Below are 13,478 nucleotides of genomic sequence, written 5' to 3'. Positions count from 1 at the left end.
ACACTTTGACAAAGCTTAAACACAATCTTGTCATCCTGACAGAGGAAGGATCTCCATAAGTAGCTCGACAAAGATTGATTCTTTTCTTTGCGGAGTTTCTAGTGTGATCCTTCCTCCGTCAGGATGACAAGATTGCGGAATAGCATTTCAAATATAGCCCGTGGTTTCAACCACGGGAGACGTTTGGGAAAAATTAGATTGTGGATATATATTACGCTCCTGTGGTTGAAACCACAGGTTATGTTTATGCTCATGATATCTTTGTCAAAGTTTAAAACTTTGACAAAGATTGCTCGCAAGGCAAAAGAAATTAATTAATCAGCTTACTAGGCGGAAAACCAAACTGTTTTTTAAAGCATCTGCTGAAATATAAAGGATCATTGAAGCCCACCAAATTGGTTACTTCAGAGACATTGTATTTTTTAGTTTTGAGCAGTTCTGCTGACTTTTTTAAACGAATAGTCCTGATAAATTCGTTTGGTGCCAAATCTGTCAGTTCTTTAATTTTTCTGTATAATTTTGAAGAACTAACACCCAATTTATCACATAGAAATTCTGTCGAAAGATCTACTTCGCTTAAATTATCATTGATTAAATTGGTCACTTTTTCCATAAATTCTTCATCAATTGGCGAATGTGTCAGCATGCTGATCTTTCCTTCTACTTCACCGGAGAATTTTTGTTTAAGTTCTAATCTTGATTTGATTATGTTTTCAATAACTGTTTTAAGCAATAATGGCTCAAAAGGTTTAACCAAATAACCATCGGCTCCCATGTCATAGCCTTTTACTTTATCCATATTTTCAGAAAGTGCAGTAAGCATCACAACCGGAATATGGCTTATGAATTCATCATTTTTTAGTTGCTGACAAAACTCCAGTCCATCCATAACAGGCATCATAACATCGGTAACGCATAAAATTGGTTTAATTTGTCGGCAGATTCTCAAACCTTCTTCCCCGTTTTCGGCATCATAAACTTTGTAATAATCAGATAAATAGTCCACCAGATATTTTCTAAGCTCGCTGTTATCTTCAATTACTAATATTTTTTCTTTTAAATCTGTATTTTGAATGATTTTCTTAGCCGCTTTTTCCGGAATAAGCATACTTAAACTGTCATTTTTAAGCGCATATTCAAACACCTCTTTATGCTCGTAAGAAGCGCGGTCAATCGGAATTTCAACTTTAAATGTACTTCCCTTTCCCGGTGTACTTTCTACAGAAATAATTCCTTTGTGTATTGCTACTAAAGATTTTACCAACGACAAACCAATACCCGATCCTGTATTATGGGCTTTACTGTTTGATGCCTGATAAAATCGTTTGAAAATTTTTTCCTGGCTTTTTAACGGAATCCCTATTCCGTCATCGGTTACTTCAATCACTAAAATATCTTCAACCGTATCTTTAAGCCTGATGTACAAGTCTACATTTCCGTTTTTATTGGTAAACTTTAATGCATTCGACAAGAGATTGTACAGGATTTTATCATACTTATCATTATCCAGCCAGCCGTTTATTTCATCATCTTCGGTAATAAAATTAAGCTTAATCTTTTTATCATAAGCCATTTCCTTAAAGGAGTCAAAAATATTTTTCGAATAAACCAGAATATCGGTTTTAGTTACTTTTAGCTTTAATTCACCTGACTGCGCTTTTCTAAAATCTAATACCTGATTTACCAGATTCAGTAATCTGCTGGCATTTTGATAAATTAAATTGTATCTGCTTTTTTCATAATCCGTTGCGTTACTGCTTTCATCCAAAAGCTGTTTCGCCGGACCTAAAATAAGCGTTAAAGGTGTTCTTAATTCATGCGAGATATTGGTGAAGAAACGTAATTTCTCATTATTCAATTTAACGTCGTGTTCTCTGTTTACTTTTTCGGTAAGCAGTTCTTGTTTTAAACGAATTCGGTTTTTGATTTCTTTTCTAATGAAATAAAAAACACCAAATAAAAGGGCTAAAAACAGTATAAAAGAAATAGGCGTCAGCCAAAAAGGCGGCAGGATTTTTATTTTATATGAAACTGTTTTGCTCCAATATCCGTCGCTGTTGCTTGATCTTATTTTAAAAACATAATTTCCGGGATAAAGATTTGTATACTGAACTATTCTTGACGTACTATTAACCGTAATCCATTGCTTATCAAAACCTTCCAGCATATATTGAAACTTATTCAGCTTTTCGTTTGCAAAAGATGGAGCCGAAAACTGAATCGAAAAATCGCGGTTCTTATGGGTAAGTTCTATTTCGTTTCCATAGTTCAAATCTTTTGAAAGCGGAATTTCTCCATTAATTTCCATTTCCGGGAAAACTTCTTCATTCTGAATTTTAAATTCGGAAATAACGGGCAGCGGCGACCAATTATTTCTTTTCATTGCAGGCGGTGAAAAAGAAATAATTCCATTTTTACCTCCCAGAAAAATATTTGAATTATTAAAATAAAAAAAGCCGCTTGAACTAAAAACATCCAATCTGTTACCACTGTTTACATGGTAAATACTAATATCCTTTAAATTAGATTTAACGAAAGCAATATTATTGTTATTGATATTCAGCCACAAATTTCCTTGTGTATCTGATAAAATATCAGTAATCCATTTGCCCGAAAGTTCTTTAAGATTCTTTACCGGTTCAAATTCATTTTTTTTCGGATCGTATAAACACAGTCCAAAACGTGTTGACGCCCATATTTTACCTTTTGCATCAACCAAAACGTCACTCACATTTTCATCATGAGGAACTCCTTTTTCTTTGATAAAAAGCGACGAATAGGTTTCTATTTTTCCAGAATTGATATTGTATTTTACAACTCCGGTTTCTGTGGCAAACCAAACGTTATTTTTAGCATCTCTTTCAATTGCATTAATCTGAAAGTCCGGTAAAAGTTTACTTGATGTTTCTACTTGCAGCGTTTTGGTGTTCAAAATTACTGCGCCTTCTCCAAAAGAACCTACTATCATCGAATCGTCTGTAATCTTTGTAAAAGCAAAAACAGGGGATTTTTCAAATCCTGCCTTTATTTCTCTGGAAGAATTTGTACTGTAATTGTACACTAATATATTTCCGTCCCAAAGACCGCAATAAAAGATTTTACCGTCGTCAGAATAAATACTGGCAATATCTTTTCCTGTGTTATGTAAAGGAGTTGAGCCTTTTGTATTTGAAATAAAAAGTCCGTTATGATAAGTTGCCACAATCACTTTTTCGTCATATGTTTTGGCAAAACCTCTTATACGCGGTGCCTGATTGCCGATGGAACGTGAAATGTCTTTGTTTAAAGTGAACTGATTTTCATAAGGATCATATTTGTCCAGGCCGTCTTCTGTCCCGATCCATAAAACTCCGGAAGCATCAAAATAAAGTGCTGAAATTAAATTATCTACAATCGAAGTATCATCTGATAAAATAGAATAATACCATTTATAATTTCCTTTCTGAATATCTTCTAATTGATTACAAACCAGCAATCCGCCCAAAGTTCCAACCCAGTATTTTCCATCGGGAGCGCGGGCAACTGATAAAAAATAAGGTCCTAAAGCGCCTCTAATCTGTTTGCTTTCTATATATAAATTGACAAATTGATCACTGGTTTTATTAAGTTTATATAAACCTTCACGGGTTCCGACAAAAATATCCGACTTGGCATCTTCGTAAATAAAATTGATGTATGGATTTTTTATGTTGGAATATGGAACAGAAAGTGTGTAATTATTAATTCGTACAATTGCTCCTTTGGCATCCATTGTTATTTTTGCGACACCTGATTTTTCGTAACTACCAATCCAGATATTGCCTTTTTTATCTTCAAAAATTTCTTTTACGTAATCAAAACCTTTAAGTTTAATTTTTTCGAATCGATTTTCTTTTAAAAAGAACAGATAAACTCCTTTTGTTTTGGTACCCACCCAGACTCTTTTAAATTTATCTACATAAACCGATCTTACTTCATCATCGGGCAGACTGTTTGGGTCTTCTTTTTTATTAAAAAAAGTAGTAAAAACATGGGTATCCATTTGGAAAAGTGTCAATCCTTTTCGGCTGCCAATCCATAATTGATTAGATGCTTCATCAAGCTCCAAAGCTGTGATGTCATCATTGTACAATTTATTTTTTCCCGGTGAAGAACTCATGTAGTTTTTGAACTGATAACCGTCAAAACGATTTAATCCTGAGAACGTTCCAAACCACATGAAGCCTTTTTTATCCTGTACAATATGGCGTACCGAATTATGAGACAATCCGTTATTGTCATTGTAATGCGCAAATTTTATATTCTGTGAATACGAATGATAAAAAATGGCAAAAAATAAGAATAGCATAATGGATTTTTGTCTCATCGAAATAAATTATAAATGCAATTTAATCTTTTTGATTTAATTAATATAAAAATTATTTAACAGATAAATTATCAATTTGGTTGTTTTTAAGATCGATCATAAAATGATCAGAAGGATCTCCAGTCATGGTTTTCAAGAATATTTCTGCCCATAAAATCAGTTTTGGATCATTTGATTTTTTCAACTGTCGACAAACCAATTCATATTGCTTTAATCTCTTGTTTCCAATTTCTGAATAAGCCAATTCATCAGCACTTTTTAAACGGTAAAAATCGAAAATCATATCAAAACCCGTCCATAATTCAAAATTGGAAATTGTGAGAGAATTTAATTTCAACTCTTTATCAGTTTCTGATGCATTTTTATTCATTTCTAATAAATCTTTTCCTGAAAGACTTATTATTGTTTTTAGAAATTCAGCCGGGAAATCTTCGGGTAAAAATCTTAAACGAACTAATTCCTTTAAATGCCAGTTTGTAAATGCTGCATAATCCTTGGCTTTTAAAATTTCTTTGTTCCAAATATGCTCGCTTTTACTACTTTGCAAATGTGCATATTCCTCTTCATAAAAAGGAAATAAGCTATTGAAACCAAGCACTTTGCCAATTACAACCGTTTCTACTTCAAATTCAGAATCAGAATGAATCGTCAATATTTTATAAGCCGGCATATAAGCTGCAAGCGAAGGCGTTTGAATATTAAATAAAGTATTTCCTTTTGCTGATGTTCTTACGCCCGTATCGTTGATGTGCATGTGGCCTCCAAAATGAATCTGAATCCCTGCATCTGCAAATTGCTGCGCCACTTCTTCGTTAGGAACTCGCTGGAGCTGCATTTTATCGGCACCAAATAGCTGCTTTAATTCCGGTGATGCATTGTCGTTAAAATCCACCATCGGATAATGACTGAAAGCAATCAGTATTTTTCCTTTTTGTTTCGCTTCCGCGGAAACTTTCTTTACCCAGTTTAATAAATGGCTTTTATAAATCAGAACGTTATTGTAACCTGTATTTGCTCCCGAAAAATCATGCGGATCATCTGGTTTTCCTGATAATTTTTCGTTAGGAACATAAGCATTGGCATCAATTGCCAAAAGCCAGATTCCTTTAATTGGTTCGACTACATAACTGGCGTCCGGAAGATATAGATTAGTGTTTTTAACTATATACGTTCTTTTTTCTAAAACAGATTCTTTTTGAGCTTCCTCAAAATCATATTGTTCATAAGTGTAATTTGAAAAAGGCGTTTCCCAATACAAATCGGTCTTTTTTGGAAAAAAACCAAAATCTCGCATTTCCTGAATGGTTTCTTTATATCCCCAGTTTTTTATATCGGCAGTGATAATGGGTTTCAGTTCGCTTTTACTTTTATCGAAATTTTTTGAACTGCTGATGATCTGCTCTTTTCCGTCTTTTCCTAAAAAATCAGTTTTAGCGGCATCTTGCGAAAATGGTCTTACAACATCATGATTACCAGTGGTAACAAAAAAAGAGATTCCGTATTTTTGGGAATATTCGTTGAGTATTTTTCTCAATCCACGCACGTGAACGGGCTGTCCGTCGTCGCTAAAATCTCCCGGAAGTACAACTTGTTTGATGCCTCTTTTGACAATATCATTTAAGGCTTCTAAAAAGGCAAAATAATTTTCATTGAAAATTCTGGTAGAATGCAATTGAGCATTCATTGTCCTGATATTGGCATATTCGCCCGTAACCGGATTTTTGATTCCGCGATAATTATTGTCTTCAAATTGAGCAAAAATATCTTGTAAATGAACATCAGCTATAAAAGCGATTTGGAGCTTTTTCTCATTGAAATGCTGTTCTGTTTTGCAGGAAACCAGAACTAAAAGAAGCAATGAACAAAAGATATTTTTGAATGGCATTGTTTATTGTTTTGATATTATAATATAGACCTAACAGGTTTTAAAAACCTGTTAGGTCTGCCTTGCGTAAAACAATTTATTAATCTACTACTTTCACCAATGTGAAATTAATCCCTAACGGATTCTTGATTATTTTACAGATTAAAGGAAACTCCGGATTTTTTACAATCCACATTTCAGTTTCGTCAATTTGTGCAATTACGTGCAGCGCATCGATTAATTTTCCGTCAACAGAAACACCATTTTTATCTTCATTTTTGTCCAGAACATAGGTAGTATTATTGTACACAAAAGAACTGTTTTTTACTAAATCCTGATACGCCGATCTTGAAATCATGAAAAAGGTTTCTGCTGGTTTTAAGTTTAAAACCGGTGCGTATTCTCCTTGATTAAAACTTAAGGCATTTCCGTTTTTTACCGCTTCGGGAAGCATGACAATACTGCTTTTTACGCCTCTGGTTTCTAGTTTAAAAGTTAGTCCGTCACCTGCCGTTTGAGCTATAAGTGATAAAGTTCTAGTCTGTCCGTGCAGTTTACAGACATAATTTAATTCTGTATTGTTTTTTAGTGTTGGAACATAATTCTGAGCTGTTCCATTTTGATAAACGATACAAAAAAGAATCATTAAAAATATATTTTTCATTTTGCTTATCATTTTATTTAGCTGGTGGTAAAATAGTAGTTCCCCAAGCCGAAGGTTTAGAATCCATTTCCAGAATTAATTCTCCTCCGTTATTAATATCATCGTGTAAAATCCATGCTTTGTTATAAGGTTTTCCGTTTAATAAAGCGGTTTTTATATATTTGTTTTTATCGCTCATTTTTTTAGCAGCGATTTTAAACTTTTTACCGTTTTCTAATTGAATCGTTGTTTCTTTTACCAAAGGCGTATTAATCAGATAATAAGGCTGTCCGGCATTTGGATATAAGCCCATCATATGAAAAGCAAGCCACGAAGACATTGCACCCGAATCGTCATTGCCCGGTAATCCTTCTCTTGAAGTATTGAAATTATTTTTGATAATTGTTCTTATTCTGTCGCTGCTCAAATACGGTTTCCCGATCCAGTGATACAGACATGGTGTTAAAAACGAAGGTTCGTTGGCCACATTATACAACTCTGAATTAAAGAAAGTATTCAATCTGTCCTCAAAAGCTTTTTCTCCGCCTGATTTACTAACAAGTTCGGGAACGTCATGCGGAATGCTAAAGGAATATTCCCAAGAATTTCCTTCGTAGAAAAACACGCACCAATGGCAAACATACCAAGGCGATTCGATAATTACGGGTGTATATTTATAAGTAGGTTTCTGAATCTTTGATTCTCCAAAAACAACATCATCCAGCCAGTTTCCGTCTTTGTCTTTTGGCATAATAAAACCTTTGGCTCCGTTATTTTCATAATCAGGACGCCATAAATTCTGCCAGCTGTCGGCTTGTTTGATGTATTGATTGTATAAATCTGTTTTACCTAATCCTTTGGCTACAACGGCAATATTATAATCGTTGTAGGCATAATCGATTGTTCGGTTTCCTGCACGGTCTGTGCCGAAGGGAACATATCCTAATTTTAGATAATCTATTAATCCGCCTCTTCCTTCTTTTTCTTCATTGCCTCCCGGCGGAACTGTCGCGTCTTTGAGCATGGCCTGCAGCGCAAGTTCATAATCGATTCCTTTTAAGTTTTTTACAAAAGCATCTGCCAGAACAACCTCAGCGTTTGAACCTCCTTGTGTTCTTCCGTTGTCGTTACCGCTTCTTCCTTCGGGTAAATAACCTTCGCGTTTGTAAATATTGAGCATGGCGTTGATAATTTCAACTTTACGTTTAGAATCTATCAGCGTAATTAAAGGGCTTGATGTTCTAAAAGTATCCCAAATGGTGTAAAAATCATCATAATAAGGTTCATCATTTGTCCAAAGCGGATTTTCCCCAGTTCGGTCAACCGGCATGATCATCGTATGATATAAACCGGTGTAGAACATTTTTTTATATTCGTCTGATGTATCTTCAGATAATTTAATTCGGCTTAATAATGCTTCCCATTTATTTTCTAAAGTGGATAAAACGGTATTAAAATCCCAATGTGGAATTTCAACCTCAATATTATTTTTGGCTTTTAATTCACTTAAAAATGATATTCCGATTTTGACATTCAGTTGTTCTTTTCCGCCGTTTCCGAAAGAAAGTAAAGCTGCTGTTTTTTTCCCTGAATCAAATTGGGCTTTTTGATTGCTGTAAAATTTTCCGTCTTTAAAGGTTACATATTTTGCAATTGGCTGATCGAAAACCGCCCAAAAATAAACCGTGTAAGCGCGGCCGTTATTCCAGCCTCCTCTTATTCTGCTGTAGCCTCTCACTTCGGTATCGGAGACAATTTCGATCTGCGAACCCACAAACTGCTGCGCTTCTCTTGCATCAGGAATCTTTTCTTCTCCAAGAAAAAAACCGGGATCAATTTTTAATTCTTTTGAGGTATTTTTTGGGTAAGTAATACGGTAAAAAGAAACTTTTTCACCTGTAGTGATTTCGGTTTTGATTTTATTTTCTTTGAAAATCGTTTCGTAGTAACCCAGTTTTACATTTTCTTCTGCCCTGAAAGAAGTCTGATCCATTTTATCCAAAGCACCGGAAAATGGCATAATTTGAATGTTTCCGTATTTCGGGCCTCCACCTGTTCCGCTTACGTGTACCTGACTGAAGCCTGTTACTTCTTTTGGCATTGGCAGCCAGCCACTGTTTGGGCTTGAGGTACAATCCGGACTTGGTTTTACCATTCCGTATGGACACGACGGACCTATAAAAACCCTGCCAACTCCTTCTGACCCGATCATTGGATCTACAAATTGATGGACGGTTTGCTGGGCATTAATGATTATGGTAAACAAAAATGATATTCCTAAAAGTATATTTTTACTGGATATTTTCATTACTTATTTTATTTTTTTAAGAACTAAAAACTCTTTTTTTAGCCACAGATTTCACTGATTATTCGGATTATTTTTAAAATCATTATAATCCTTAAAATCTGTGGCAAAAAACTATTGCAGGCATTTTACTTTGACATTTCTAAAATTAATTCACCTCCATTGGTAATCTCCTTATGTGAAAGAGTAAAATCTTTTACAGTTTTATTGTTGTATTTGATGCCTTTTACATACACATTTTCGGCACTGTTATTTTCAGCTTTTATCACAAATGTTTTACCTGAATAATATTCCGGATTTAATGCAATCGAGATTTTATTGAATATAGGGCTTCCTATTTGGTAAACGGCTTTCTGGTCTGTTCCTCCATTCATTTGAAATAAACCCAACTTAAGCAATACATTCAAACTTCCCATTAGTCCCTGGTCCTCATCGCCGTTATAACCGGTGGCCGGAGATAATCCGCTGAAAGTTTCTTTTATTACATTTCTTGTCCAATACTGCGCTAAATCAGGCCTTCCTAATACTGTAAAAATATTGGATGTCTGTATAGAAGGCTGATTTCCAAAATTTACAGGAATCCTGCTAAATTCGGGATGTAATTCTGCATCATGCGATGTACCGGAAGTATACTTTTGTTGTTTAGCTGTTTCAAATTGAGTGTTCAATTTTGCGACAGCTTTTTCTTTTCCTCCCATTAAAACGGCTAAACCTTCAATATCATGCGGAACAAACCATGTTGATTGTGCTCCATTTGATTCTATAAATCCATTTTCATATTGATAGGGATCGTAGTTTTCGCGCCATTTTCCTTCTACGTTTTTTGGACGCATCCAGCCTATTTGTGTATCAAAAACATTTTGATAGTTTTTTGCCCTTTTGATGAAATAATTGTAATCTTCTTCATGATTTAGTTTTTTAGCCAATTGTGCCAAAGTCCAATCCTGATATGCATATTCTAAAGTCTGGCTTGCACCGTCTTCATGACTTCCGAAATTGCCTTCTGGAAGCGGATAAGGTACATATCCTTTTTCTAAATAATATTTTAATCCACCGCCAATATTGGTATTGTGTTCATATCCTGCTTTTTCCATAATACCTCCCGGCATATGATTTTTTTTGAGCGCGGTATAAATTTCCTCCAAATCTTCTTTTACAATTCCTTTTTGAATGGCACTCACGATAAAAGGTGTTGCCGAAGCTCCGGTCATTACATAAGTATCATTTCCTCCCGAAGGCCCGCGTGGAATCATACCGCCGTCTTTGTAATATTGCATTAATGAATATACAAATTCTTCCATAATTTCAGGATATACCAATCCCCAAAGATTGTTAATTGTCCATTGGGCACCCCAGAAAGCATCTGAATTGTAATGATTAAATTTTGGTTTTCCGTCAGCATTTAAAGGCAATTGTCCTAATCTGAATTTTTCTCCTGTATTATCCGGATAGGCTCCATTTGCGTCGCTGATCATTTTTCTGCCCTGTAGCGCATGCCACAGATCTGTGTAAAATCTTCTTTGGTCGGTTTGCGTTCCTCCTTCTACTTTTATTCTTCCCAGTAAATTGCTCCATTCTTTTCTGGAATCGTCAACTGTTTTATTAAAATCCCAATGTGGTAATTCGGTTTCGATATTAGTATTGGCATTTTCTGTTGAAGTATAAGAAATACCAACTTTCATCAGTATTTGTTCTTTCGTTTTATTAAAACTGACTAAATAATTACCTGTCTGATTATCTCTTTCTATGGAAGTAATCGGCTCATTTGTTTTAATTTTAAAAAATACGGTTAAGGGTTTTGGGCGTCTGAAATTGGTACTCAAAACTAATGAACCCGAAAGTTCATAATCATTGTTTTTTTCTAATTTTCCATTTGTGTTTTCACAAGGTCCTAAAATAGTGTTCAAATTAAAAAGAACTGCTTTTTGTGCCTTTATTGGAAAAGTATATTTATGAAAACCAACTCTTTGCGTGCTGGTTAATTCTGCCGTTATTTGATATCGATCTAATTTTATGGAATGATATCCCGGTGTTATTATTTCGTTTTTATGACTGAATTTTGAATAAAAGTCTTTAAAAATAGTTGGTTTGTTTCCTGCTGCAATTGTTATTGGCATTAGTGATACGCCAGACATTTGCCATTCGTGAACGTGACTGAAACCTTTAACTGTATCTGTAGAATATTTATAACCGCCGCCCCAATCGCCGTTAATTTCTGTATCTGGATTTAGGTTTACCATACCAAACGGACGACTTGCTGATGAAAAGTAAAACCATCGGGAATTTTCGGTGTCCAACAACGGATAAACCATGTCTGATAACTGTTTCTTTTTTAAGGAAATAGTTTTCTGAGCACTGCACGACACTAAAAAAACAAGAGTTAAACCTATTCCAATGCGTCCTATTTTATAGATTTTATTTAGTTTCATTTATTCTGTTTGTATTGTTGGGACAATATTGTTTTATATAGGATTTTATTGGATTATAATGTATTCTCAAAACATAAGTTAAATGAATGTTACAAAGCTTAATCTTTCACTGCTTTGTCAAACGGGATTCGATTAAGCCTTGCTTTCATTCAAAAACAAAACTAAACTAGCAACTAACAAACTAGTTTTAGTAAAAAAGGAGAAGAATTTACGCTCCTCTCCTTTTCAAAATTAAAATTGGGTAACAATGCGTACTTACTAATTCTTATTTTTAATATCCATCATTCTGAGTTAGGGCCGGATTTAAAACCATAGCATTGGTTGGGATTGGAAAAACACGACGACGAACATCTGTATTGGTTTTGTATCCCCATTGTCCTTCGTATTTTCCGAAACGTATCATATCATTTCTATGCCATGCTTCCCAGGTAAACTCGCGGCTTCTTTCTTTATATAGTTCTTCTAAAGTTACACCGCTCAATGCTGCAGATGTTGTACGGTTAGAACGAACCATATTTACTAATGCATCTGCAGTTTGTCCTAATGTTGCACCTCCTCCGCGAAGAATTGACTCTGCTTTCATCAAAAGGATATCTGAATAACGTAAGAAAGGAACGTCGTTCTTTTGGTTACGATTTGTTGAAGTAGCATCCGGATAGAATTTAATATTTCTGTATCCCATGTTCCAGGCGATTTCGTCGTTTCCAAGATCAAATAAAGTTTGACTTTGACGCGGTATAATATCTGGTGTTAAATTTACCTGATAAGTATATGGTGCTCCTCCATCAGATCCTGTATAAAATTGGTCGTATCCTTTTTTGGTTGTCGTAACCATTACAGGTGTAGTGCCGTCATTCATAAATTGAGGCCCGGTAAGCCATTGTTTATTTCGAATATCATTTGCATCATCAAAATAAGCATAAAATTCAGGAAGGGTACTTCTTGGTGCACTTGGCGTAAAAGGAAGTCCGAACTTCGCTCTTTCAGAACGCGGTACATCATAACGGGCGTGATACATTTGTCCGTTATAACCCACTGTAACAGCTGCCGGATCGTAAGGAACTGCAAAAATGAACTCTTTCATCTGAGGTCCGTTGTTAGGATAAAACATCTGTAGATAAGTTGCTCTTGGTTCAATCACATATAAACCAGAATTAATTACCTGATCGCAAGCTGCAATACAATCATTAAAACGTTGTGTGCCTGTATACACCTCAGCATTCAAATACAATTTAGCCAGCATTGCATTAGCAGTCTGTCTATTTGGTCTTCCGTAAGTGGTAATTCCTGCTGCCGGATTTAAATTAGGAACTGCTTTTTTTAATTCTTTTTCAATAAAATTAAAAACGTCTTTTCTGGGAGTTTTGGCATGAGGCGTAAAGTCTCCATATAATGTATCTAATGGCACATCTCCATAACTATCCATTAACATATAATAAGAAATAGCGCGCATTGTTTTTAATTCAGAAATCAACGTGTTTTTATCTGCACCTTCAGGCATTGTCTGATTTAAAATTGAAATTGCCTGATTGCTTGTTCCGATCACTTTAGATGACCAGTCCCAAAGACTTCCTATGATTCCATTATCTGCATTCCAGTCATGATAATGCATCGCGATATAGTTTCTGTTATCAAACCAGTTACCTCCTCTTGCAGGCAAAATAGCTTCGTCTGTAGATAAGGATTGAGACCACCACCAGGCAAATGAAAATTCACCTCGAAATGCGGTATAAACTGGCCCTGTAGTCTGAATGTATTGTGCCGGGTTTTGAGGAAATACTTCAGGTGTTAATTGTGTTGTTATAGGTACTTCAAGATCATCACAAGACCATATTAATCCAGCCATAAGTACTGGGAGCCCTAAATATTTTAATATCTTTTTCATAATTTTT

Annotated in this window: 6 protein-coding genes; all 6 read right to left on the bottom strand. The window is 35.0% G+C overall.

The features are described from left to right. Nucleotides 1–310: 310 nt before the first annotated feature. Nucleotides 311–4,327 carry a two-component regulator propeller domain-containing protein gene (locus tag JOD96_RS21105; protein WP_245188471.1) on the bottom strand — a complete coding sequence of 1,339 codons (4,017 nt, stop codon included), beginning with the start codon at nucleotides 4,325–4,327 and terminating at the stop codon, nucleotides 311–313. A 70-nt stretch (nucleotides 4,328–4,397) separates the two neighbouring features. Then, nucleotides 4,398–6,230 carry a metallophosphoesterase family protein gene (locus tag JOD96_RS21100; RefSeq protein WP_209566218.1) on the bottom strand — a complete coding sequence of 611 codons (1,833 nt, stop codon included), beginning with the start codon at nucleotides 6,228–6,230 and terminating at the stop codon, nucleotides 4,398–4,400. A 79-nt stretch (nucleotides 6,231–6,309) separates the two neighbouring features. After that, nucleotides 6,310–6,873 (bottom strand): hypothetical protein, encoded by a 564-nt coding sequence (locus JOD96_RS21095; RefSeq protein WP_209566217.1) that lies wholly within the window; start codon nucleotides 6,871–6,873, stop codon nucleotides 6,310–6,312. 13 nt (nucleotides 6,874–6,886) lie between these two features. Further along, a complete protein-coding gene (locus JOD96_RS21090) occupies nucleotides 6,887–9,160 on the bottom strand; it encodes a GH92 family glycosyl hydrolase (protein ID WP_209566216.1) in 2,274 nt (757 codons plus the stop codon). Nucleotides 9,161–9,285: 125 nt separating this feature from the next. Next, nucleotides 9,286–11,586 carry a GH92 family glycosyl hydrolase gene (locus JOD96_RS21085; RefSeq protein WP_209566215.1) on the bottom strand — a complete coding sequence of 767 codons (2,301 nt, stop codon included), beginning with the start codon at nucleotides 11,584–11,586 and terminating at the stop codon, nucleotides 9,286–9,288. A 271-nt stretch (nucleotides 11,587–11,857) separates the two neighbouring features. Continuing rightward, the gene (locus tag JOD96_RS21080; RefSeq protein WP_209566214.1) at nucleotides 11,858–13,471 is read right to left on the bottom strand and encodes a RagB/SusD family nutrient uptake outer membrane protein; all 1,614 of its coding nucleotides are present in this window, start codon (nucleotides 13,469–13,471) and stop codon (nucleotides 11,858–11,860) included. Nucleotides 13,472–13,478: the final 7 nt, after the last annotated feature.

It is taken from the genome of Flavobacterium sp. 1355 (genome assembly GCF_017833415.1).
Taxonomy (GTDB): domain Bacteria; phylum Bacteroidota; class Bacteroidia; order Flavobacteriales; family Flavobacteriaceae; genus Flavobacterium.
The sequence above is the reverse complement of the archived record's forward strand: the minus strand, read 5'-3'. Positions and strand labels throughout refer to the sequence as shown.